The organism is Armatimonadota bacterium (assembly GCA_017993055.1).
Taxonomy (GTDB): domain Bacteria; phylum Armatimonadota; class UBA5829; order DTJY01; family DTJY01; genus JAGONM01.
Genome location: JAGONM010000016.1, coordinates 23733 through 48941 on the forward strand (window position 1 = coordinate 23733; position 25209 = coordinate 48941).

Here is a 25209-nt window from a genome sequence, read left to right on the forward strand (position 1 = left end):
AGATCGCGCTGAAGGGAGCCATTTACATTCGCATGTACACCGTGTTCAGTTCTTGTCTCCTCTGTTGCCTCACGGCAGCGACCCTACACGCTACTGATCTGTCACCAACAAGGCAGTGGAGAGTCATCCCAGCGGCGCTCTGCACGTCAAGCAACGAAGCTGATCCGGCACCCGCCAGCAGAGGCATTGACGCCTCTTGGAGCCCCGAACCGTCGCGCAGCGAATGGTTCGCCCTCAAGCTTCCCCACGGTGGCCGATTCCTACTCACGTTCGCCGTCTCCAAGACGGACACGCCGGTCTATGCCGTTCTCGAGCGCTCGACGGATTCCGCAGGTAAGGCTTGGGAGCAGGTCGCCGTCCAACTCCCAAGGGGCAAACTCGACAAGTTCATTCTGGACAGTCGCAAGGCCGGGTGGTGGCGGATCAGATTCACATTCAGGCAGAAGACGGAGCCGTCAGAGGTCAAGGTGAGTGACATCGGACTCTACGACCTCGATGTCGCGCGGCCCGACTACTGGCTCACCGTGGGCGCGAGCATCCAAGCCCAGAGCATCAGGAACAGCGTGTTCAAGCGGATGGTGAAGGAGCGATTCACCGGCTTCGACCCCGTGATGTTCAGTCTCGCCGTCGGCGGCTGGAACTCGACGCACCTCCGAGAGGCGCTCCCCGGCTTCCTAAAGGATCACCCCGACGCGCAATACGTCTGCATTCACATCGGAGGGAACAACGTCACGCCGAACCGACCCTACCCCGGCGGCGCGGACCAACTGAGGGATGATCTCGTCACCATATTGACGATGATCAAGGATTCCGGCAAGATTCCCATCCTCTCACGCCTGTCATACCGAGCCTACAAAGGCGCGAAGCCCGTCCCGCCCGAGGAGAACGGCTCCGGCCCTTACGTGACGGCGATCTACGACCCGCTCATCAAGGAGTACTGCCCCGACTTCTTCGACGAGGCGACCGGCAAGGGAATCGTGGACGCGTATAACTGGTTCAAGGAGCATCCCGAGGAGCTCTCCGCGGACGGCGTCCATGTGAACCCGACCGGCGCGGAGTCCTGGAACCGTCTGTGGGCCGAGCGCGCTGGTGAAGTCATCTACGCCAGGTGACCGGCCGACGGGATTCCTTGAGCTCGCTCGAACATGCCGGGCGGTCCTGCCGCATCCGTGCTTCCGAGCAGCGGTGATGCTAGCGGACCGGGGCGCCCGGGGGGACTTCCTTGTCGGGGGCGAGAAGGACCGCCGTGCCATCGAGGTCGGCGGCGAGGAGCATCCCCTGGGACTCTACACCTCTGACCGCTCTCGGGGCGAGGTTCGCCACCAGCACGATCTCCCGCCCGATCAGTTCCTCGGAGGTGTACCACTGAGCGATCCCGGCGACGACCTGGCGCTCCTCGGCGCCGAGGTCGACTCTCAGCTTGAGGAGCTTGTCCGCGCCCTCGACCTTCTCTGCGGCAATGATCTTCGCGACCTTCAGCTCGATCTTCTTGAACTCGTCGAATGTGAGGTAGGTCTTCTCTTGTACTTGCTCTTCCACTGTCTTCTCCTCCTTGGCGGTGGGAATATGGGACTCATGGGACGGATGAGACGCTAGCTGGAGCCTCGTGTCTATCCTCGGAAAGATCGGCTTTGGCTCGGCGGTCCTGGTGCCGGGCTTGAGCTTGCCGACGGTTCGGGCGTCTTCCCACGTCTGATCGGCTAGCGGCTCTTCGATGCCGAGTTGCTCCCAGATCGCCTGGGCGACGCAGGGCATGAACGGCTGGATCATGATCGCCACCGAGCGCACGGTGTCGAGCACGGTGTAGAGGACAGTGTCGAGCCGGGCCGCGCATGACTCGTCCTTAGCCAGCTTCCATGGGGCCTCGACCTCCATGTACTTGTTCCCGCGACCGATCACCGCCCAGATCGCGCCGAGGGCCTCGCTGAACTCCAGCCTGTCCATGTGCTCGACGACGGCATCCGCCTCGGACTCGAGGAGGTCCGTCAGCACGTTGACCGGTGAGGGCACGATTCCGCCGCGGTGCTTGTGCAGGAGGGGAAGCGTGCGGTTCAGCAGATTACCGAGATCGTTAGCGAGGTCGGCGTTGAAGCGGCCGATCAACGCATTCACCGAGAAATCTGCGTCGAGGCCGAAGGTCGCCTCGCGCATCATGAAGTATCGGAGGGCGTCCATCGCGATGTCGAACTCCGCGCCGGATCGGAAGGCGACATCCTCCGCCACTTCGTCGGGGGAGATCGAGTTGCCCTTCGATTTGGAGATCTTTTGGCCATCAATCGTCCAGAACCCGTGCGCGAAAACCCTTTTCGGCAACTGAAGCCCGAGGCCCATCAGCATCGCAGGCCACATCGTCGCGTGGAAGCGGACGAATATCTCCTTCGCCATGAGCTGCAGGTCGGGCGGCCACATCTCAGTGAGCAGCGCATCGTCCTGGAGGTAGCCGGCGACTGTGAGGTAGTTGAGGAGCGCGTCGAACCAGACGTAGATCACCTTGTCGGGATCGCCGGGGACGGGGATTCCCCACCCGTATGCCTTGCGGCTTATGCAGGCGTCCTTCAGTCCGGACTTGATGAAGCTGAGCACCTCGTTGCGCCGGAAGTCAGGGCCAAGCGCGTCGGGGTTCGCCTCGAAGTACTCCAGGAGGCGATCACCATACGCGGAGAGTCGGAAGAAGTAGTTCTCCTCCTCGACCCAGCGGACCTCCTTGCGGCATTCGGCGTTCGGGCAGAGGCCGTCGGTCACCTCGGACTCCCGGAAGAAGGTCTCGTCGGAGACGCAGTACCAGCCGTGGTAGGAGTCCTTGTATATGTCGCCGCGTTCCATCAGCGTGCGGAAGACGTGCTCGGTCACCATCCGATGGCGCTCCTCCGTCGTGCGGATGAATGCGTCGTAAGTGACGTGCATGCGCTTCCACACCTCGATCCACCGGGGCACGATACCGTCAACGAAGCCCTGTGGGGATATACCCTGCGACTGCGCCATCTCCGCAACTTTGATGGCATTCTCGTCCGTGCCAGTCGCGAAGAGGACCTTGCGGCCCTGCAGTCGCTTGAATCGGGCGACGACATCCGCCGCAATCGTCGTGGAAGCATTGCCTACGTGCGGCATGTCGGTCACGTAGTATATGGGCGTTGTGATGTAGAAGGCCTTCTCGGGCACGCTCTTTCCCCCTAGTGATGACATCCAGAGCAACTCGACTTGCTGCATCCTCCGCAGGAGCACGACGAGGATGACGAGAACGACCCGTCCGACCCGCGGCTGACCGAAGAGAAAAGCGAGATCAGCTTCCTGACATCGTTCTTCCCGCACTTGGAGCAGTTGATATCAGTCGCGCTGACGCCGCACAGCTTCTCGAACCTCGTCCCGCACTCTCGGCATTCGAACTCGTATATCGGCATTGCGGTTACGACTCCTCGCCCTCTTCCAACCGCAGGAGATCCCGCGCAGTAACTCTTCCGGAGCAGTCGTCGCAGCCGCATTCGCCATCGCATACCGCGTCGGGAAGATCCGTCTCGTGATCCTCATCGGCATGGTCTCTCCGAGCGTTAGCCGGAAAATCGAGATGAACCGCCGCGAAGTGAACAACGACGCCATTCTCCAGCTCAACCCCAACGCTTTCCCTGATGACGTTGACGTCCACAACCTTGCCCGGTCCCCGCGGCGTAGCAACCACAGCGTTCACCTTCGGAAGGCGGCTTTTCGCTTCGCGGTAGGTCGGGTACTCGTACTTCAGGCAGCACATCAGCTTGCCGCAGACGCCCGAAAACTTAATGGGATTCAGGAAGAGGCACTGCTCCTTCGCCATACGCATCGAGACCGGCTCGAATCCGGCGAGGAACGAGGCACAACAGAGCGGACGCCCGCATGGGCCGAGACCTCCGAACAGCTTCGCCTCGTCTCTGACACCGACCTGGTGCAACTGAACCTTCGTCTTGAAGGTCTGAGCAAGATCTTTGACCAGATCCCGAAAGTCCACCCTAGACTCGGCAGAGAAGAAGAAGACTATCTGCGAACCGTCGAAGCAGTATTCGGCATCGATCAGCTTCATCGGCAGTTTGTGCTCCAGAACTTTCTGCTGGCAGATTTCAAAGGCATCCTTCTCCTTGCGCCGGTTCAAGTCCTCACGCTCGAAGTCCTCGATGCTTGCCTTGCGGACGATCTTCTTAAGCTGAGCTACGAGTTCCTCCTGCGGCACCTCCTTCGGCTCAGACATGACTTCGCCGAACTCGATGCCGCGCGAGGTCGCGGCGATGACGAAATCTCCCTCACGCAGCTCGATGCCGTTGGGATCGAAATAGTATACTTTTCCGACTTTCTTGAAGCTGATACCGACTACAACGGGCATTAATGATCCTCAAGGAGTGAGCAAAACGATCAAGGTTCAATTCTCAGGAGACGGCGGAGAGCCAGCAAGATGCGCCGCCGGAACGATGGTGGACCAACCGCTATCCGTTCCGGATCTCCGACGGCGTGTTCCGACATCGCATCGATCCTACCCGCTGATCGCTCGAAGGCCGCGTCGGGCACCTCGGGTCCAAGGAGGGCGGCCCTTGCCATAGCGGCCGCCGCCATCTCGGACGCGGGCAGCCCCTTCCTGGTGTATTTCTCGATCAGGTCGCGCGGGGCTGGCTCGCTTCGCTTATTCAATTCTTCTATGAACTCGGACAGAATCTCCTCGGACATCCGTCTTCTCCTCCGAGCGGCCGATCACATCGGTTCGCCCGATCTTGCCAAGACGATCGACCACCTCCTTGCGGAGCGCGATCATCGCCCTATGGAGCAGCGATTTCACGGCGCCCTCGCTTCTCTGCATGGCCCCCGCTATCTCATTGATCGTCATGTCGGCAAGGAATCGGTACACCACGGCGTCGCGCTGATCCTCCACAAGAGCCGATATCGCCTGGCGGACGAGTTCCTGCACCTCCATGCGCTCAAGGATCTCTTCAGGGCGCGGCTCAACCGACTCGAGACTCTCCAGTATGCTTCGGGCACCCTCAATCGTCGGAGTGTCGAGCGAAACAGCAGAGTGCGCGATGCGATCCCTGCAGAGATCAACGCAGAGGTTAACCGCAATGCGATGCAGCCACGGATAGAGACTGTCGCACTGCCTGAAACCGAAGTGTCCGATACGATGGTATGCGCGGCAGAAAGTCTCCGAAGCGATATCCTCGGCATCGGCGTGGTTGCTCGCCTGCATGTATGCCAGCCGGTAGATAGCCTGATAGTAGCGGCGATGAAGTGTCTCAAACGCCGCCCGATCGCCGGAAACCGTGCGCGCTACAAGAGCCCGATCGCTCTCGGATTCGTAGGGCATCGTACTCCGTTCCTGTCTGCGCGTAACGAGTCATTCTATCACACAGCGCTCGCGGCATTCAAGGCGCATCGCTTCATTCACCGCGCTCGATACACCGTAACAGCATCGCTACGGAACGCCGCGACGAATCCGAGCAGGGCCAACCTGTCGTCCAGCGACGGAATCCGGTGGCAATCCATAATAAAAGCAATACGATGTTGCTTAATAAACTCGTCGTCTACGTCCAAGTCGCGCGAGCCCTCGAAGAACGCCAGCGTTTCGCGAAGTTTCTCCCCGAATCGGGCGGTCTCGCCCCAATGCCCGCAGTATACGGGTAGGCCCGTCCAGGCCGGAATGAGCGATGCCGTCCAGGGCTCGGCAAGGACGACCTCTCCCGGATTCGAGTGCCCTCTCAGCCAATCCAGAGCCGCCAGTTCGTCCGCCGCTATGAAAGGCGGGTGAGCCGTCGTGTGCGCCTCGTCAATAGCGATTCGATGCATGTCTCTGCCCAGGAACGACAGATTTGACAGAGCGAGAACCGCCACCCACCCGGCAGTCAACACGCCGAACCACCGCTTCTTCGGCCAACGCACGACCGTCGCCAAGCCGATGCCGCCCAAGATGCTCAGGGGAATGTGGATGCCCATGATAAGCTTCCGCTGAAAAGCTACTGGCAGGTAAGCGGAGATTATGGCTGCAAGCGCCCAAGAGACCAACAACCGAAAGTCTCCACCTTCCGTTCGCAGTCGCCGGATTCCGGCGACGGTCAACGGCACCAGCAGGCCGAGTCCCACCAGATAGAACCATGATGCCGGACTGAGGGTCGGCACATCCGCTCGCAGCCGAAAGACCGGCTCCCGCGCATACAGATACGCCTGATAGGCAACGGATGGCGATGCGATCAGTCCCGCAATCAACCCTCCGACGATGGGCCGCGCACTTCTCGGCGGTTTCGTGAGACTCGACAGTGCGAAGGCGGCCCATGCGATTGCCACTGCAACCAGATCGTAGCTGTGAACGTTGCCCAGGATCAACAGCAGGACTCCCGAGCCTATCGCGAACCTGAGTCTCCCGCTGACAGCGTGCAGATAGAGAAGCCATAGACCTCCCAGAATCAGAATGAGCGAGAAGGCAAACAGCGGGCTGAGATAGATGCTCAGAAACGTGATCGCCTCAGGCTGCCAGAGATCAACCGGCCTGTTGACGCCTTCACCAGCGGGGACAAGCCACCCAAGCCCGGACGAGAGCCCTGCTACCAAGAGCACAAGGCGTCTAGTGGTGAGGTCGGCGGTCCAGGAACCCGAGAAGGCGTAGATCAGCAGCAGCAGCCCCAATCCAAGGACTGCTCTCGCGACGTGAAAGACCGCGACCAGAGACAAGTGCGTCAACCCCGCGAACCGTCCAAGGGCGTAGAATAGCAGGTTGAAGTTCCTCGCTGCCTGAGGCTCGGTCGTGAACAGGTTTCGCAAAAAGAAACTACCGTCAGCGGATTGGCGCATCCATGACAGATAGACCAAGGCATCGTCAGCGTTATGCGTGAGACCCAGGAAGGAGTAGCCCGAAGGCGCAATTGCATAGCCGAACATGTAGGGTACGCTTGCGAGGCACACAATCCCCGCAGACACGAGCAGCACCCATGTCCACTCACCACCGACCTTCACAGTCTGCCCCCTCGCGAACGCAGTCCGCTCACGAGAGCGGTACTAGCCACAATGAGCAATCCCGAAAAGGCCAGGAGTAGACCGTTCCTCAACGAGCGGGGCTCGAAAGAGAACACGACCGTATACCGACCCTTCGGCACTACTACACCTCGGAAGCAGTAGTTGACACGGTGCACCGTGACCAGCTTTCCCTCTATACGAGCGACCCATCCCGGATAATGCTGATCGGTCAGCACGAGCAAGCCGGGCGCATCCGGGTTGTCAACGTCAATGACCACTCGGTTACAAGTGTGGTTACGAATCCGAGCGGAGCCGGATGCCGCCTGCGCCAGAGGCCGCATACTGTCGTACACCAGCGCTTCCGAACGAAGGTCCACTTCCCCTCGCACGATAAGACCCAGCGATTCCGGGTCGGTAGTCCGACGCACCCGACGCACGACAAACACCCTCGGAAGCGCTGTTTCGTTTTCGTATGCGTAACAGCCGCGAGCAAGTTCCAGAGCGCCAGAGGATCTCTCCGAGGAGAGCAGCCACCGCACCCCCAGCAGGTCACGCGTGGAGGGCGATATTCCCGAGGCAAACACCATGTTGCCGTTCTCCGGCGGGCTCGAGTCACGTCCTGCGGCGCCATCCAGTAGACGCTTGTACCGCACTGGATAGAGTGAATCGTATCCTTGAACATCGAGCAACCCGTACGCCGTGGCTGCGTTTGGAGGAAAGACGGTCGAGGGAAAGCTCCGTAGCTTCCACTCTAAGTTGATCGGCATGATGCGCCCTTCCCCGGCAAGAGATCTCAACCTGACGACGGCGTCAGTTTCAGGGTAGATTTCGCTCCTGGTACTGTAGAGGTTGTACCCGATGCCGAAGAACAGAAGATCAGCGGCGAGCAGTCCGACCGCAACCCCCCCTACCAGCTGAGCTCTTACTCGCCCCGCAGCCGCCAGGAAGGCCACCGCCAAGCCGATCATCAACAACGCAGCCGCCGTCACTACAGGCGAAAATGCCGATACCAGCAGATCAACCGCAGACACCAATGCGATGCTCCGCACCCAGGCCGCATTTGCGAGGAAGAGGGTCACACACGCAAGCAGTAGTGCCGCGCCTGAAGCAAGGCAGACGTGTCCCACGCGTACAAGCCGTCGAGCTTCAGGATCTAGGAGACGGTCAAGACCCGTCGCTCCGAGAACGGCGACGGCGAAGGTGTACAGGTACAGGGCTCTGGCAGGCGAGCCAGAATGTGCGAACCCCGGAATCCCGAAGTAGAGAAGGCGGTTGACTCCCGTTCCCGTCGCCATCAGCAGCGCCGTTGCCGCACACGCCGCAAAGAACGCGGAGTTGCGCCTTCGCTCTCCAGTAAGGGACAGTGGGATCAGAATCAGCGGAAGCATGCCCACGTAGCCACAAAACTCGGCGTATTCGCCGCTGCCCCAGTAGCTACCGCGGGCCGGACTCCCGTAGAAGTCGGGCACCAGGAGTCCAATCATGTGTCGGAACGGCATCGAGAGCGCTCTATATGCCTGGTAACCCTCCTCCGTGGGAACGCCACCTCCGCGGTGGGACAAAGAGGCTAACTCCATGGTTGGCAGAAGTTGAGGCGCTGCAAGCAGGAAGCCGACGACTAACATCGAGACGGCCAATCGAGCCGACCAGATGATCGGAGTGGTCTTGCGTCTGCAGATCGCAAGGAACATCGAGTACGAGGCAACGGCCATCACTCCGTAGAACCAGATCTGAGGATGCCCTCCGAGCAAGGACAATGCCATCGCCCCACCGGCGAGTGACGCATGGAGAGGCGAGCGCCGCTCCCAGGCAATAGAAACGAGATAGAGTGTCAGCGGCAGCCATACTCCGCTTGCCAGCAGAGCCGGAAGTTCCAGCCACACCACACTCCAACCGCTCAGCATGAAGGCAGTCCCGCCGAAGATACAGGCAATAGACCCCAGTCCGACGCTGCGCAGGAAGAGGTATGTGAATGACCCGGCGGCGAGCAGATGGAGGAACGCCAGAAGCCCGAACGTCAGGTCCACTGGCAGGACGGCGAAGAGCCAGTTCGGGGGATAGAGAACCGCGGACTGCGGACTGGCAAGGAACGGCATGCCGCACATCTGGTAGGGATTCCAGAGCGGAAGTTCTCCACCCTCGAGAGACCTGGCCAGCAGTTGTCTAGAGGGATAGAAATAGGCGATTCCGTCCCATCTCAGTGCATCCCAGTGCACCGAGCCAGCCGCAACCTCCGCGCCCCAGGGCGACATGCGGCCCAGCATTGGTGCCGGCAGAAGGCTGTCTCCCATCGCTAGAGGCCAGAGCAGAATCACGGCCAGTACCGCAAAGAAGACGAATGGCATCACCCGTCGGAGCATCGTGACCTACCGGTTCTGGCTGTAGCCCAGCCCAATCAGGCTGACGCCGATGCAGATCATGAGCAGGCCGGCGATCGTCACCGGGCTGACCTTCTCCTTGAGCAGCACGGACGATAGAAGCACGACGACGACATAACTCAGGCTTATCATCGGATAGGCGATGCTGAGGCGCACATGGCTCAGGATGTTAAGCCAGATGATCGCACTGATACCGTATAGCGCGAATCCCATGAAGACATAGGGCGTCAATATGGCCCTCAGTGATCCGATCAGCAGACCCGGGATGCCTGGGCCCGCACTGAGCCCCCCAAGGGTGTTCACACCGTGCTTCAATGAGAGCTGACCCATCGAGCCTAGCATGACGTTCACCAGGATCATCAGTATGGGGATGTAGGACGGCTTCGGCACCGTATCTCTCCCAAGAAGAGAAGCCCCGCTCACCGCACGCGAGGCATCGCACGCGCTGATGTGCGCCTCCGACCGGCCTCCACGCGCCCGGTGTCCGGGGCTCTAGTCTGTGATTATGACTCGCGCGCCAATCAGTTGATGCTGAGCAAGGCCTTCGCGGCGTCCACCGCGCTTGCCGCATCGGGAGCATACCCATCAGCCCCGATCTCGTCCGCATAGTTCTGCGTGACGGGAGCCCCGCCGATCATTATTCTGCAGTTGCCGCGCGCGCCTGCATCCTTCAGAGCGTTGATCGTCTCCCCCATAGCAGGCATCGTCGTAGTCAGAAGCGCTGACAGGCACACCAGTCCGGCACCGCTCTTGACCGCCTCAACAAACTGCTCCGGCTTGACGTCCACACCGAGGTCCATGATGTCGAACCCTGCGCCCTCCATCATCATGGCGACGAGATTCTTGCCGATGTCGTGCAGGTCGCCCCGAACCGTGCCGATGGCAACAGTCGCAACCGGCTGCACTCCAGTTTCGACCAGCTTGGGCCGCAGGACTTCCATACCGTTCTTCATCGCTCTCGCCGCGATCAACACTTCCGGAACGTAGAACTCATTGTTCTTGAAGCGCTGCCCAACGACGTTCATGCCCGCCACAAGGCCCTTGGTCAGAACGTCCTGCGGACTCTCACCCTCGGCCAGCGCCCTCTCTGTCAATTCCTTGACGATCGGCGCCTTTCCACTGATCAGCGCGTTGGTCAGTTCCTCATAGTCGAACATCTAGATACCCCCTGTTTATCTTTCATGCAAACCGGAAACTCACGCGTCAGCCGAACAGCCGAACATGAGTTCCTCGGAAAATCTGTCCTGAAAACCCGGATGAATAGTGAGTTCGATGTACTCCACCGATTCGGCGATCTCATCCGCCTCCGCGAAAATCTCGGTCGAGAGCAGGGCCAGTTTCGCGCCCTCGCCGGCCGCGTTGCCTATCGAGTGCACCAGACCAAGCGGCACATCGGGAATCAGGCCGAGCGCCACTGCGCTCTCCTTGCGCATGTAGTTTCCAAAAGCGCCGGCGAGAACTACGCTCCCCAAGTCCTCCGGTCCGACACCTCCGCACTCCATCAATGTGCGGATTCCCGTGGCGATCGCACCCTTTGCCAACTGGACTTCCCGAACATCGCGCTGCGTAACTACTATAGGCTTGCCGTTCGCCGATTCCTCGGCCCTCACCAGCAGGAAGTCACTACCCCGCTCGCCTTGAACTACCCTATCCCTCAGATGGTGTCCTTTCGGCAACTCGGTCGAATCTACTATTCGCCCATTCGATTCGACAATTCCTGCCTGGCACATGCAAACGACGGCATCGAGAAGACCCGACCCGCATATTCCGATGGGACTCACACACCCGACCGTGCTGAAGCTAATCTCGCCGGACTCCATGCAGACAGTGTCAACTGCTCCCGGGGCAGCTCTCATGCCGTGCCGGATATGGGCACCCTCTAAGGCGGGACCCGCCGCCGTCGAGCATGCGAGCATACGGCCGCCCAATCCTAGCACAATCTCCCCGTTTGTGCCAATATCCACAGCAAGCATCGGCACATCTGATTCCCTCAGGCGGGATGAGAGGATCATCCCCACGGTGTCCGCACCGACGAATCCCGCGATGCTTGGCAGTACCCGAACCGTGCCTGACCTGCTGATACGAATACCTGAGTCCCCCGCCACAAGACAGAGACTGCTACTAACGGCAGGTACATAGGGCGAAGCCGCGAGATGCCTCGGGTCAATACCAAGGAAGAGATGGCTCATACAGGTGTTGCCCACGATCGCGACATCGTAGACCGACGACCTCTTGACCCCGGAAGCGCGAAGCAGCACGTCAAGCAGGCGGTTGATCTCACCGACGACATCCCGTCGCATTCGCGCGAGGCCTTTCGGTTCCTGCATCGTGTAGTTGATGCGGCTGATGACGTCATCTCCTATCCGCGTCTGAGGGTTCATGCCGGAAGCGACCGAGAGCTGACGTCCACTCGACAGGTCCATCAGGTATCCCGCGATTGTCGTAGTGCCGATATCGAATGCCGCTCCGAAGCAATAGTCCGTGGTGTCTCCCTCCTCGATACCGATCAGGTCTCCCAGCGAAAACACCCCTGTGACCGAGAACCCTGATCGGCGAACTCGCCTGCCCAGACTGCGGAGTTGTGGAAGAGGCATTTTCACCCGCTCAGGGCCGGATCCGAGTTCGTCGACAATTCGTGTCAAATCCGATCTCAGATCCGACGTGCTCGGTGCGGGCACTATCGCGTGTCTCTTCGTTATCCGCGGCGCGATGCGAATCTCCCGCTTGGCGCCGGAGGCGAGTACATGAGCATCGAGCAAGCCACGGGTTTCGTCTACGCGAACAACTGCGTCCTCAGGCAGTAGAGCATCACAGCCGAGGCGGTATCCCGCCGCAATCTCTGCTTCAGTCAGCTTGGCATCCTCGTTGGGAGTAGCCGGCGGTGCGCCTTCCTCGAACAGCACCTTGCACTTTCCGCATCGCCCCTTGCCACCGCACGGAAACGCCAGGCCGATGTCATGTTCCTCAATCGCCTGGCGTAGTGCAGAGCCTCTGCCGACCGATACGGATTTCCCGCCCGGTTGAAATACGATGCTAATGTTTTCAGATGAACTCAAGATATGCCCACTCCACTATCAGAAACTCCCCAGTTCAGAAATAGACCATGTTCTTGAGCGCAGTCTCGTTGCTAGGGTCCCGACTCAACACCGCCTCAAACTCGGCCTTTGCCTCGTCCATCATCCCGAGCATGCAATAGGTGAGACCAAGATCGTTGCGTGCGTCCACACTCTCAGGATCGAGTTCGACGGCCCTTCGCAGTTCCTCCACAGACTCATCGAACAGGCCTTGGAAGCAGTAGACAAGCCCCAACTGCCTGTGAGCCTCGACGTGAGAGCAGTCGTGCGACAACACCGTCTGAAGCTCCGCGGTTGCTTCGTCGTACTTGCCCTCGACTTTGTATGCAATACCCTGACGGAGGCGATCCTCGATCTCGCTCATAGCCCAACTCTTGACGCCTGTGCGTTATGCAATATGAAGTATAGAAGTATGGCAGTTACCTCGGTCCACACCAGGCAGACGAGCCACAGGCTAGAGCGGATACTTCCCTCCCGGGATTCAAACGCGAGTATACCACTGTTGCACGGCGATATCAATCTCCATCAGGCCCGAAACGCGACCCCACAGACACCGCGTAGCCCCGAGCGAAATCAGCGGCGCGCATCACCTTCCGGTTCTCGGGCTGAAGCTCTCTTACGAGCACCGCCCCGGCGCCGGCTGACACGGTAATACCATCGCTCTCCACGCTCAGAACGTCACCGGGGCGACCATCGCCGTCTCGCGCCGAGCAGGACCAGAGTTTGGCGGGAGTACCGGCACAGACAGTCACTGCTCCCGGTCGAGGTATGCAACCGCGCACGAGATTGACGATCTCAGGTGCCGGTCGCCGCCAGTCCACCACGCAGTCCTGCCTCTTGATTGAAGGCGCGTAGCTTGACTGTGCATCATCCTGCGGTGTCGGGGTGATAGTGCCATCCTCCAGACCATCGAGGGTCCGCAACAGCAGAGGGGCACCGATCACAGAGAGGCGGTCCTCGAGACTGCCCGTATCTTCGTTCGGCTCGATCTCCATCTCCTCCTGCAGGAGTATAGGCCCTGTGTCCAGCCCAGAATCCATGAGCATGGTGGTGACGCCGGTTCTCGCCTCACCGTTGAACAACGCGTACTGGATTGGTGCAGCACCGCGGTACTTCGGCAGGAGCGAGGCATGGACGTTGACGCTGCCGTACCTCGGCATGTCGAGCAATGACTTGGGTATGATCTGCCCGAATGCTACCACCACAAATATGTCCGGGGCGATCGCTCGGACCAGATCCAGCACCTCATCAACGCGAACACTCTCCGGCTGGTAGACCGGCACGCCGTACCTCACCGCGAACTGCTTGATCGCCGACTCCTGTAGCGAGCGCCCCCGGCCTTTCGGACGATCCGGTTGGGTAACCACCCCAAGCAATTCGTGCTTGGAATCGAGAAGCGACAAGAACGTGCATACGCCGAAGCTCGCTGTGCCCATGAACAGCACGCGCATGCGCTATTCCTCCGCCTCGTCGTCAGTAATATACTCAAGAGTGCGAGGATCGGCTCGGTCTATAAACAGCTTGCCCTCAAGATGGTCAATCTCATGCTGGAGGATGCGCGCCAGAAGGCCCTCCGCCTTGATCTTCACCGCCCTACCGTCGGCGTCAATGCCCTTCACAACGATCCTCTCGGCCCGGCACACCTCGCCCTGGAGGCCTGGAACGCTCAGACATCCTTCGAATCCCCTCTGCTCGCCCTCCGCCGTTACAATCTTCGGGTTGATCAGCACCCCCAAGCCGCTGCCGTCATCATATACAAGGATCTTTTGTAGGACGCCGACCTGATTCGCCGCCAGCCCCAGGCCACGCTGATCACGCATCGTGCTTACCATATCTTCGATGAGGGACTTGAGCGCAGCATCGACCTTCGCGATGGACTTGGCCTGCTGCTTCAACCTGGGGTCAGGGTAAGTCACAACTTCACGGCTTGCCATACGATCACCTCGAGCGCCAATTCGCTTCTTACGGCCCGATTATAGCATCGCAACGGGGTCAACGTCGATAGATAGACCGGGCCCGCTCACTTCGCGACCATGAATCATATCTCGAAGACAGGCTCTAGGATCTGCTCCCTGGTCGCCGCGAACGATCAGATGCCAACGATAGAGGCCCCGCAGCCGGGACAGCGGCGCAGGTGCCGGACCGACGACCTCGAGTCCCGTGAGAGCCTTGCTGCGCAGGATGTCCGCCACGCGCTGAAGTCGCTCCCTTGCAGTATCGTCAATCGGATCGCTGGAAACAATGTTGACCAACCTCGAAAACGGAGGATATCCGAGTTCCCGGCGATACGCAATCTCCTGACCGTAGAAGCCGAGGTAGTCCTGACGCACAGCCGACCTTATCGCGTAATGCTCGGGCGAGAACGACTGCACCACGACCTCTCCAGGTCTGTCCCCCCTGCCGGCTCGTCCGCTGACCTGAGTCAAGAGCTGAAACGTCCGTTCAGCAGAGCGAAAATCCGGCACATGCAGCATGGTGTCCGCGCTTACGACACCGACGAGAGTGACATTGGGGAAATCAAGTCCCTTGGCGATCATCTGTGTACCGACGAGCACGTTCGCCCTGCCCTCGCGGAACGCGCCAAGCATCTGCTGATAGGCATTCTTTCGCCCGGTCGTGTCACTGTCCATGCGGATAACCCGGGCATCAGCAAAAGCATTGCGGACCTCTTCCTCGACCTTCTCGGTACCGAGTCCAAACTGCCGGATATGAACGCCTCCGCAATGTGGACAGGCGATGGGGGCCGAAATAGACTCCCCGCAGTGATGACACCTCAGCCTCTTGGCCGCAGCATGATAGGTCAGAGAGACGTCGCAATGCGGGCAACTCGGCGTGTGCCCGCAGGACCTGCAGAGAACGAACGACGCGTATCCTCGCCTGTTTACGAACAGGATCACCTGCTCGCCCCGGCTGAGCCTCTCCGTAATCCGCTCCACCAGCAGGTCGCTAAACACAGCGCGTCGCCCAGCGTCAAACTCCTCTCGCTGATCCACGAGGGCGACCTCCGGCATCGGCCTGTCGTCAATCCGCGTCTTCAGGACGGCAAGCTGGACATCCCCCAATGAAGCACGGTAGAAGCTCTCAACCGCAGGCGTAGCACTTCCCAGTATCACGGACGCATCCGACTCACGAGCCCGTTCCTCGGCGGCGGCCCGAGCGCTATACCGGGGCGAATGATCCTGCTTATACGAAGGTTCGTGCTCTTCGTCAACCACAACGAGGCCGAGATCGGCGACCGGAGCGAAGACGGCCGACCGGGCGCCCAGTACGATTCTCGCCTCACCGCTCTCGATTCGCCGCCACTCGTCGTGTCGCTCCCCGGCCGACAGCCTGCTGTGCAGAACAGCTACCTGATCGCCGAAGCGCGACTTGTAGTGCTCGAGAAGATGCGTGGTCAGGGAGATTTCCGGTACGAGGTTGATACAGCCTCGCCCCTGCTCGACTGCGGTCGCGATGCTCTGAAGGTAGACCTCAGTCTTGCCGCTGCCCGTAACCCCGTATAGGAGAGTGGTTTGGGGCAACTCCGCCACAAGGCCCTGCCGGATCATGTTGATAGCGTCGGCCTGTTCTCTGGTCGGAGTCTTCGGTTCGGATGGGGCAACACCTTCGACCTTGAAGGGGTCGCGCCTCACAACGAGTCTCGACTTGTTCACCAACCCCTTCCGCAGAAGCGCTCTGGCAGAGCCCGATGAGCTGGAGGTCTTGCGCAGTACGTCCGACTGGAGGACCGCGTCCCCCGACTCCCGAAGCTCTCTAAGGATCGCGGCCTGTTTGGGCGCGCGGGACTCGAGGGTTTCGAGCGGTATTTCCTCCAGGTCATGCGTGATAGTCAACGCCTGCGCGGTCAGCGGTCGCGACCTCGGGAGTTCCAACACCCTCAGAACCTCGACGGCACCTCGCTCCCTTAACTGCCGGAGGACAGCCCCGAAGCCTCGCAGTCGGGCCTTCGCTTTTAAGACGTCCTGGTCGGACTCGCCTCCGAGCGAAATCAATGCCTCCACAAGCCTTTTCTGATTCGGCGACGCGCTGGAGACTTTCTCCTGGCTGATAAGCCTGACAAGCGTGGAGACCGACGCGTTCATAATCTCCGGCACGATCGCCCGGATGGAGTGTTCGAGGGAGGCGACATACTCATCGGAGATCCACCGAGCGAGGTTGACGAGCGGTCGGCTGAGCCGGATGGAATCGGGGATGACGGCGAGGATGTCCCTCAGACCCGAGAGCTCGGGTACTTGGTCACTTAGAGCTATGACGTAGCCTGTCAACTCACGGCCGGCGAAGGAGACGGCGACGCATACCCCTTCACCGACCGATTTCGCGAGTTCATCCGGGACGCGATACGTGAAGGGCTGCCTGAGCCGGGGCGCATCCGCGTCCACGACTACGTCAGCATACAACTACAGCCCCGCCTCTTTCCGAAGCGTATCGGCCATATCCGTCGCTTCCCACGGGACCGCGAGGTCCGTCCGGCCGAAATGACCGTAGGCCGCAGTCTGCCGGTAGATCGGGCGGCGAAGATCAAGCTTGCGGATGATCTCGCCGGGAGTCAGATCGAAATACCTGTTCACAAGCTCACATATCCGTTCATCCGGCACCTTGCCGGTCCCGAAAGTAGCGACGTTGACCGACAGGGGTTCCTTCTCGCCGATGGCATAGGCGATCTGGAGTTCACACCGGTCGGCGAGACCAGATGCAACGACGTTCTTCGCGATGTAGCGCATCATGTACGCTGCCGAACGATCAACCTTTGTCGGATCCTTACCGCTGAATGCCCCACCTCCGTGCCTGGCCGTCCCACCGTAGGTATCGACGATAATCTTCCGACCCGTGAGACCGGTATCACCCCTCGGGCCGCCGATCGCGAATACTCCCGTGGGGTTGACAAGGTATTTCGTGTTCTTGTCCAGCATCTCGGCAGGCATAGTCGGCTTGATCACCCGCTCGACGATATCCTCGTAGATGGTACTCTGCGGCACCGTCGGCTGATGCTGGGCCGCGATCAGGACTTTGTCAACCCGAACCGGCTTGAAGCCGTCGTATTCCACAGTTACCTGACTCTTACCGTCGGGGCGAAGGTAGTTCAGTTCACCATCCTTGCGCGCGTTTGCCAGGTGTCTTGCCAACTTGTGAGCCAACATTATGGGAGCCGGCATCAGTTCCTCGGTCTCGTTGCACGCGAAACCGAACATCATCCCCTGGTCGCCCGCACCGCCGGTGTCCACCCCAGCGGCGATATCAGGCGACTGCGACTGGATGGCGGTCATCACCCCGATGGTGTCGTAGTCGAAACCGGATCTCGCGCTGGTGTAGCCGACCTCCTCGACGGTCTTGCGGACGATCGCCGGTATCTCAATGTAGGTGTCGGTCGTGATCTCTCCCGCCACTAAAGCAAAACCCGTGCTGACCATCGTCTCGCAGGCTACGCGACCCCGGGGGTCTTTGTCCAGAATCGCATCCAGCACCGCATCCGAGATCTGGTCGGCCAGTTTGTCAGGATGTCCCTCCGTCACGGACTCGGACGTAAACATGTATCTATTCTTGCTCAACTGATTCCTCCAACTGCCCGCAATTCAGCAGGCCCTTTCATGCCGCGCCGGATGTCACCAGCGCTTTTTTGAGATGATCCAGGATTCTCTCCGCAACTTCCGACTTTGGAAGCTTGGGCAGATGTTCCTCACTCCCCGGCTCGATGATCGTCACCTGATTCTCATCGGCGCCGAAACCTATGTCACTGCGAGAGACGTCGTTCGCGACTATCATATCAGCGTTCTTGGCCCTCAGTTTCTCCCGCGCATTGTCAAGCAGATCATCGGTCTCGGCGGCAAAGGCGATCAGGATGCGGTCGCCCTTCTGCTTCCCTACCTCGGCGACGATATCAGCCGTAGCCACAAGCTGCACGGAAATCTGCCTCGACGTCTTCTTCAATTTCCCAGAAGCAGGCGACACCGGCGTGTAGTCCGCAACTGCCGCCGCCCCGACAACGCATCGGACCCTGGGAAGGCTCACCATGACTGAGTTCAACATCTCCGCCGCGGTGCGCACCGAGATGAACTCCACGTCGGCTGGCGGCGTCAGTGACGTCGGCCCTGAGACCAGGATCACGTCTGCACCTCGACGGGACGCCGCCTGCGCAATCGCATACCCCATCTTGCCCGACGAGCGGTTGGCGATGAAACGCACGGCGTCAATCGGTTCCTCGGTCGGTCCGGCCGTCACGAGGATAGAGATTCCCTCCAAGTCGCGCCGCCCGACGAGAACACGCGCAACCTCCGCCAGTATATCCCGACAATCCGACATTCTCCCGGCGCCAACCTCACCACACGCGAGGCGGCCGCTGATCGGACCTACGAATCGGTATCCCACAGACTCCAGTTTCTTTACGTTCTCTCGGACGACCGCGTTCCCCCACATTCGCGCGTTCATCGCAGGCGCCAGGATGACAGGACAGGTGGCAGCCATCACGGTAGTCGAGAGCATGTCGTCGGCAATCCCGGAGGCCATCTTGCCGATGATGTTCGCAGTCGCAGGCGCGATCAGCATGACGTCGGCTCGCTCTGAGAGCGACACATGCTGGATTTCGTACTTCTCCGGCTCCTCAAAGAGCCCGGTAACGACACGATTGTGCGTGAGTGCACTGAACGTGGCCGGTGCGACGAACCGTCTTGCGTGTCTGGTCATGATGACGTGGACATCGGCGCCACTCTTGACAAGCGTGCTGCAGACCTCCGCCGCCTTGTACGCCGCGATTCCTCCCGTGATCCCCATCACAACCGTCTTGCCGTTCAGCTCAGCCCTCATACGACCGAATCCTCACCCGCTCCGCCATAACGATTGCGTGAACCGTCGCAACCGCATCTTTGATGCGGTCGTTAATGACCAAGTACTCGTATCTCGGAATCTGCTCGATCTCCCTGCCGGCGTCCTCAAGTCGCCTGGCGATCGCCGAATCACTGTCCGACTCCCGACCCCGGAGCCGACGCTCCAGCTCGTCCAGCGACGGCGGCCCGACAAAGATCATCACTGCATCGGGAAGTCGCTCCTTGACGGCCAACCCGCCTTGCACGTCTATCTTGAGCAGGACGTCCCCGCCTGATTCGCGAATCTCCCGTACCTGACCCAGCGACGACCCGTAGAGATTCCCGTGAACTTCGGCATGCTCGAGAAACTCGTTCCGAGCTATCATCGCACGGAACTCATCCTCGGACACGAAAAAGTAGTCAACGCCGTGCTGTTCGCCGGGCCTCGGTTTCCTTGTGGTGAAGGTCACCGACCTATGTACACCCGGGCATACGGCGCACAGGCCGTGTAGAACAGTGTCCTTGCCGACACCCGACGGGCCGGAGAAGACTATGAGCAATCCGGACCGCCGGTTGAGAATTTCGAGGTTGTTCGGTGTGCCCAAGTCGCGGCTCCATGACCCGGAAGAGAAGGCTGATGGACGCGAGATTGTAGCATCGGAAGCCCATGTCTGTCAACGAATCCGCCTGAAGGGAAGAGAGGGTGCGGGAGACTCCCCGAACCCTCTCTCCCGATAAGGGGGAAACAGATGCCCAGCCTGCTCTGCAGGGACTGGTAACACCATTATCGGCTCACATCGGCAATGTCCGCAGGAACTGGCGCATCATTGCCTACCCGACCCTTCGCTTGGTCCTGAGCAGTTCCTTCATCACGTCAGAGAGCGACCCGGAGTAGCCCTTGGTCCCGAACGCATCATGAAGGCGGCGGTAGAGAGCGTAGAGCCTGTCGTAGACCGCCTTGGCCTCGGGTTTCGGGGTGTATACGAAGTCCTTCAGGCCGCCCATCGCACGTTGAGCCTCCTCGACCTTCCGGTAGCGTCCGCCAACAACTGCGCCGAACATCGCCGAGCCGAGCGCGCAGGTCTGGCCCGATCGCGAGACCTTCATCGGCCGGCCGGTCACGTCGGCGTAGATCTGCATCAGGAACGGGTTCTTCTCCGCCAGCCCGCCGCACGTGATGACGTCGTTGACCTCAACGTCGTACTCCTCGAGGCGCTCCATGATCACACGCGCGCCGAACGCCGTAGCCTCGATCAGCGCGCGGAAGATCTCTTCCGGCCGCGTCCCGAGTGTCAGTCCGAGGATCATGCCGGTCAGGTTCACGTCTACCAGGATCGTGCGGTTGCCGTTCAGCCAGTCGAGCGCGAGGAGCCCGGACTGTCCGGGCTTGGTGTTCGCGGCAAGATCGGTTAGGATCGGAAGAGCGTTCGCCTTGGCATGATTGGACATATCGGACACATGGGACTCATGGCAAAACAGATTCTCGATCGGCCAGCGCATCTGGTCGCGGTACCAGGCGAAGATGTCGCCGACCGCCGACTGCCCGGCCTCGAAGCCGATCATGCCGGGGACGATGCTGCCGTCGACCTGGCCGCAGATGCCCTTGATCGTGCCATCGACCTCCGCCGGCGGGGCAACCATCATGTCGCAGGAGGAGGTACCCATGATCTTGACGAGCGTGCCGGGCTTGACCCCCGCGCCGACCGCGCCGATGTGCGCGTCGAACGCTCCGGCGGCGACGGGAATCCCCTCCGGCAGGCCGAGCTTCGCCGCCCACTCCGCGCAGAGTCCGCCAACCTTCGTGTCGGCGGTGCAGGTGTCCGTGTAGAGCTTGTCAATCAGACCGCAGAGCTTCGGGCTGACATCAGACCAGAACGACTGCTTCGGGAGTCCGCCCCACTCCACGTTCCAGAGCGTCTTGTGACCTGCCGAGCACCGACCCCGGCAGATGCGCTTCGGATCGGTATCGCCGACGAGCAACGCGGGCATCCAGTCGCAGTGCTCGACGAAGCTGGCGGCCGCGTTGTACACCGCCGGATCGACGTTCGCGAGGTGGAGCACCTTGGCGAAGAACCACTCCGACGAGTAGATCCCGCCGCAGTACTTGGTGTAGTCGGGGTCGTGCTCGTGCGCCTTCTCGGTGATGAGCTCGGCTTCCGCGTGGCTGGTGTGATCCTTCCAGAGCCAGGCCATCGCGTTCGGGTTGTCCTTGAACTCGTCGTGGAATGCGAGGGGCACGCCGGTCGCGTCGACAGGCATCGGGGTGCTGCCGGTGGTGTCGACACCGATGCCGATGATCCGGTCGGCGCTGAACCCCGGTTTGCCCGCCGCGTCCTCCATCGCACCCCGGACCGACGTCTCCAGGCCCTCGACGTAGTCGGCGGGGTGCTGGCGGGCGAGGTTGGAGTCGCGCTCGTCGAGGATGATGCCGTCGCACCCCCTGACGTAGTTGTGGACGTGCGTGCCGATCTCCTCCCCGGTTTCGACATCCGCGATCAGCGCGCGGACGGAATTGGTGCCGTAGTCTATTCCAAGTGCAAACTTGCGATCTGACATGGTAACCTCCATCGGGCTTTGAATCTCTGAGGTACTAAAGGACTGAGACGCAGTCTGCATGTTCAGCGCTTCACCCTTCGAGCGGCTCACCGATTCAATCACTGCCCGTACTTCTCGACATATCTCCTGTGCGCTCGCTCGACTTCATCGGCGGGGATCTCAATCGGACGGCCCATGGAGCGTGCGATGTAGACCGTCTTTGCCACGTCCTCGAGCATCACCGCCGCCTTGAAGGCATCGGCGACAGTGCGCCCGACGGTGAAGACGCCGTGGCTCTTGATGAGGATGGCAGGGCACGCGCCGATCTTCTCGACGATCTCCCGGCCGATCTCCTCCTCGCCGATCCGCGCATAGGCCGAGATCGGGATCGGGCCGCCGAACTCGTCGGCGATGGCGGTCAGGCAGCACGGAATCCCCTCCCCGAGCGCGGCGAAGGCGGTCGCATAGTTGGAGTGGGTGTGGATCACGCTCCCGACGTTCGGCATGTGGCGATAGACATACAGATGGGTCGCGGTATCGACGGACGGCTTGAAGTGCCCCCCGACGGCATTGCCGTCGAGGTCGACAACCGACATGACCTCGGGCGTCAGATCCTCGAAACTCACGCCGCTCGGCTTGATCACCACGCAACCGGACTCCGGATCATGGCCACTCACGTTGCCGCTCGTCATCCTGACGAGACCGTGCGTTGGCAAGAGCTTGTTGTAGTCGCAGACCATCTCCTTCAGTCTATGCAGCATCGGTTACTCTCCCCTCGAATAGCGGCCGATGACCTCCCAGAACTTCGGGTCCTCATCGCCGAGACGCCACGCGGCCACTCCGCCGACGTCGAGCTTCCGGCAGACGTCAAGTTTCGCCTGAACGCTGCGGACGTCCTCGAACCAGACCTCGTGCTTGACACCGTTCTCGGCGTAGGTGAAGAAGGGGGTCGCCCACTCCTCGCTCCACTCGATCTTCGGCGGCTTGATGCGGTCGATCAGGGCCAACGCCTTCTTGTGCGTCAGGCTCGTTGCGGGCGGCTTCTCCGGCCAGTCGTAGCCGTAGAACGGGATGCCGGCAATGACCTTTTCTTTGGGCATGCACTCGCACGCGTACTTCACGCATGCCTCGAACCAGTCGATCGCGGCGCACGGTCCCGGAACCCCGCCCTTCCAATGCTGGTTGTAGGTCATCAGGATGACGAAATCGGAGTACTTGCCGATCTCCTTGTAGTCGAACGCGCGGGTCCACATCGCCTTGGGGATGTCGACCTCCTTCGGGCCGACGACGGTGAAGACCTTGAAGCCCTTCGGGTTGAGTGCCTCGTACATCCGGCGGATGAATGCCGAGTAGTGATCGCGGTCGGTCGGCGAGGTATTCTCGATGTCAATGACGACGCCCTTGTATCTCGGCTCGCCTTCGAGCAGCCTGAGCGTGCCCTCGACCATTCTCTTCTGGGCCGACGGGCTGAAGAGCGACCACTTGGCAATCTGCTTGTCGAAGTTGTAGTTGCGGATCAGCGGCGAGATCATCGTCGTCTTGTCGTCCGCCAAGATGTCGAGGTACTTGGTCTCAGGTGTGACCTCGACCTTACCGAGGCCATCCATGACCTCGATTATTGTCGGCGAGAGGTCGGTGATGACGCTCTTGTAGGCCATCAGCGCCTCGTCAGCCGACCGATCGAGCGCCGGGACCTGATAGTAGGCGAAGACGCGCTTCAGCTCGGCAGCCGAGCATGACACCGCCATGAGCGCGATGAGTAGGATGAGCAAGACCGTTCTGAATCGAATCATGGTAACCTCCATGCTCAGTCGAACGTGTCGGACCGGTCAGACCTGCCGAATGCTGACCGTGAGCAACCCGGACTGGCACAGACCTTCCACGTCCAGATATGAGCTGCCCTCTATCTTCGAAACCCTATGCTCCACCGGCTGCTCCTGCCAGCTGGCAGAGACAACACGCGCTCCCTGCGGGAGCATCAGGTGGACGGCCAAGCTGCCGTCCCCGGTGCATTCGATCGTGATGCGCTCGGAGTCCGCCGTATACCGGTAACTGAACGCCTTCTTAGACGCCGGGTATCCCGCAGCGATGGTCGCCGACGAGACGTCGGCCGAAGCCCACCGAGGAGAGAGCAAGACGTCACTCATCGCAACGCCGCGATCCTTCACACCTGCCAAGCCTTCGATCATCGCCGAGACAACCGCCCCCCCACACCATCCCGACGGTCCGCCGCCGAATGGTCGTCCGTCCGGCCACCACATAAACCGGACCTCGCCCCACTCCCGGATGAGCGCATGGTATCGCCGGAGGATGTCAACCGCATATGCCTCGCGGCCGTGACGGAACGCAGCCTTCGAGAGCTCACCGGCTACCGCGCCGAAGAGCCCACCATTGACGTACTCGCCGGGCACGTACCAACTGAACCTCGGCTCGTAAGGTGGGTCGATGGTGAACCACTCGGCGATGTGGGTGTCCTTCCGGAGCTTCCATCGCTTGGGGTAAGCATCGATGATCGACACGGCCATCGCATGCGTCGGCATGCCGCGGTTGATGTCGTAGGGGTTGCTCAGGCTCAGACGTGAGCGCTCGTTGTGCAGCGCGAACATCTCGCGGTCGAGGTGCAACTGGTGGACATAGAACCCATCGCCCCAGAGCAGGCGGTTCGCCCGCTCGCGGATGTGCTCGCCGAACTCGGCCCAGTCAGTCACCTCTGGCGACGAGTCTGCCTGCGCCATCCCAGCCATCATCATGCAAGCCGAGTAGAGGCCGCTGTTGTCGCCGTGGAAGAGGCAGAACGGGATGGTGTCGTCCATCCGGCGGATCTCGCAGTTGGTCCTGAAGTGATCATCCGGATCGTACCAGTTGATGAAGTCCCAAGTATCGGGCGTGAACGGCCGTTTGACCAGTCCATACTCTTCCGACCAGCGCCATTTGTGCGAGGTCAGGTGGCTAAGGCCCTTCTTGAGGATCGGGAGCTGCCGAGACATCCACTCAGTATCGCCGGTTGCCTGCCATGCCTGGTAGACTCCCTCGACCGCCAGGTATTCGAGATCCGCCTCGACCGGCACGCGGATGAAGACTCGGTTTTGCGACGGGTCTTCCTGCTCAAAGTCGGGATGCACGAACTTCTGATGCTGGTCGCCGATCGGGACGAAGAAGTCGGGGAACTGGCCGTCCGGAAACTGGTGTCGTAAGAAGAACTCGAGGCCGCTCGTCATGTCCTCGACGAGATACTTGTATGCCTTCATTTCGTGCACGTGATCCCGCAGCCACGGAGGGCCCATCGCCACGTCCCTGCCGTCCATCCTGGAGCAGCCGAAGTCGTTCAGCGCTGAGTCGACTACCCAACGCCAGAGGTCGTTCAGGTTCTCGTCGGAGCAGTAGAAGGACGTTCGCGACACGGTCTTCACCCAAATGTAGCATTCGCCAGCGGGGTCGCGGTTTTCCTCCGAGTTGACCGGAGCACTTCCG

General features: G+C 60.6%; 22 protein-coding genes. 1 reads left to right on the forward strand and 21 read right to left on the reverse strand.

The annotated features are described in order from the left end of the window. The first annotated feature begins 41 nt into the window (after positions 1-41). Entirely contained in the window at positions 42-1112 is a 1071-nt protein-coding gene (locus KBC96_07850; protein ID MBP6964302.1) for an SGNH/GDSL hydrolase family protein, read from the forward strand. A 79-nt stretch (positions 1113-1191) separates the two neighbouring features. Here KBC96_07850 and metG read toward each other — a convergent pair whose 3' ends face one another. From metG to KBC96_07955, 21 genes are all read right to left on the reverse strand, one after another. Then, the gene (gene metG / locus KBC96_07855) at positions 1192-3183 is read right to left on the reverse strand and encodes a methionine--tRNA ligase (protein ID MBP6964303.1); all 1992 of its coding nucleotides are present in this window, start codon (positions 3181-3183) and stop codon (positions 1192-1194) included. Continuing rightward, positions 3171-3398, reverse strand: coding sequence for a zinc ribbon domain-containing protein (locus KBC96_07860; GenBank protein MBP6964304.1), 228 nt, complete (start codon positions 3396-3398; stop codon positions 3171-3173). The genes metG and KBC96_07860 overlap by 13 nt, the downstream gene beginning before the upstream one ends. Before the next feature lie 5 nt (positions 3399-3403). Next, complete coding sequence (locus KBC96_07865; GenBank protein MBP6964305.1) at positions 3404-4345, reverse strand: stage 0 sporulation family protein; 942 nt, start codon at positions 4343-4345, stop codon at positions 3404-3406. A 29-nt stretch (positions 4346-4374) separates the two neighbouring features. Next, positions 4375-4683 (reverse strand): hypothetical protein, encoded by a 309-nt coding sequence (locus KBC96_07870; protein MBP6964306.1) that lies wholly within the window; start codon positions 4681-4683, stop codon positions 4375-4377. Next, a complete protein-coding gene (locus tag KBC96_07875) occupies positions 4640-5314 on the reverse strand; it encodes a sigma-70 family RNA polymerase sigma factor (protein ID MBP6964307.1) in 675 nt (224 codons plus the stop codon). Before KBC96_07875 ends, KBC96_07870 begins: the two co-directional genes overlap by 44 nt. Positions 5315-5391: 77 nt before the next feature. Beyond that, entirely contained in the window at positions 5392-6954 is a 1563-nt protein-coding gene (locus KBC96_07880; protein ID MBP6964308.1) for a hypothetical protein, read from the reverse strand. Continuing rightward, a complete protein-coding gene (locus KBC96_07885; GenBank protein ID MBP6964309.1) occupies positions 6951-9302 on the reverse strand; it encodes a YfhO family protein in 2352 nt (783 codons plus the stop codon). Before KBC96_07885 ends, KBC96_07880 begins: the two co-directional genes overlap by 4 nt. Before the next feature lie 18 nt (positions 9303-9320). Then, positions 9321-9722: an EamA family transporter gene (locus tag KBC96_07890; GenBank protein ID MBP6964310.1), complete on the reverse strand. Its 402-nt coding sequence runs from the start codon at positions 9720-9722 to the stop codon at positions 9321-9323. A gap of 131 nt (positions 9723-9853) precedes the next feature. After that, on the reverse strand, positions 9854-10489 hold the full coding sequence (locus KBC96_07895) for a corrinoid protein (GenBank protein ID MBP6964311.1): 636 nt from the start codon (positions 10487-10489) through the stop codon (positions 9854-9856). Between the two features lie 39 nt (positions 10490-10528). Next, complete coding sequence (locus KBC96_07900; GenBank protein MBP6964312.1) at positions 10529-12388, reverse strand: DUF4445 domain-containing protein; 1860 nt, start codon at positions 12386-12388, stop codon at positions 10529-10531. Between the two features lie 34 nt (positions 12389-12422). Then, complete coding sequence (locus tag KBC96_07905; protein ID MBP6964313.1) at positions 12423-12770, reverse strand: tetratricopeptide repeat protein; 348 nt, start codon at positions 12768-12770, stop codon at positions 12423-12425. Between the two features lie 151 nt (positions 12771-12921). Then, positions 12922-13857, reverse strand: coding sequence for a methionyl-tRNA formyltransferase (gene fmt / locus KBC96_07910; protein ID MBP6964314.1), 936 nt, complete (start codon positions 13855-13857; stop codon positions 12922-12924). Between the two features lie 3 nt (positions 13858-13860). Continuing rightward, on the reverse strand, positions 13861-14340 hold the full coding sequence (gene def / locus KBC96_07915; GenBank protein ID MBP6964315.1) for a peptide deformylase: 480 nt from the start codon (positions 14338-14340) through the stop codon (positions 13861-13863). A gap of 39 nt (positions 14341-14379) precedes the next feature. Continuing rightward, positions 14380-16803: a primosomal protein N' gene (priA, locus tag KBC96_07920; protein MBP6964316.1), complete on the reverse strand. Its 2424-nt coding sequence runs from the start codon at positions 16801-16803 to the stop codon at positions 14380-14382. Beyond that, positions 16804-17952, reverse strand: a complete 1149-nt coding sequence (metK, locus tag KBC96_07925; protein ID MBP6964317.1) for a methionine adenosyltransferase — start codon at positions 17950-17952, stop codon at positions 16804-16806. It lies immediately after the preceding gene. Between the two features lie 37 nt (positions 17953-17989). Further along, positions 17990-19192, reverse strand: coding sequence for a bifunctional phosphopantothenoylcysteine decarboxylase/phosphopantothenate--cysteine ligase CoaBC (coaBC, locus tag KBC96_07930; protein ID MBP6964318.1), 1203 nt, complete (start codon positions 19190-19192; stop codon positions 17990-17992). A gap of 1 nt (position 19193) precedes the next feature. Then, complete coding sequence (gene gmk, locus KBC96_07935) at positions 19194-19763, reverse strand: guanylate kinase (GenBank protein MBP6964319.1); 570 nt, start codon at positions 19761-19763, stop codon at positions 19194-19196. Positions 19764-20034: 271 nt separating this feature from the next. Beyond that, positions 20035-21759 (reverse strand): ribulokinase, encoded by a 1725-nt coding sequence (locus tag KBC96_07940; protein ID MBP6964320.1) that lies wholly within the window; start codon positions 21757-21759, stop codon positions 20035-20037. Between the two features lie 98 nt (positions 21760-21857). Next, the gene (locus tag KBC96_07945; GenBank protein MBP6964321.1) at positions 21858-22499 is read right to left on the reverse strand and encodes a class II aldolase/adducin family protein; all 642 of its coding nucleotides are present in this window, start codon (positions 22497-22499) and stop codon (positions 21858-21860) included. Between the two features lie 3 nt (positions 22500-22502). Continuing rightward, positions 22503-23531, reverse strand: a complete 1029-nt coding sequence (locus KBC96_07950) for a hypothetical protein (GenBank protein ID MBP6964322.1) — start codon at positions 23529-23531, stop codon at positions 22503-22505. Positions 23532-23567: 36 nt separating this feature from the next. Beyond that, positions 23568-25139 carry a hypothetical protein gene (locus tag KBC96_07955; protein MBP6964323.1) on the reverse strand — a complete coding sequence of 524 codons (1572 nt, stop codon included), beginning with the start codon at positions 25137-25139 and terminating at the stop codon, positions 23568-23570. Positions 25140-25209: the final 70 nt, after the last annotated feature.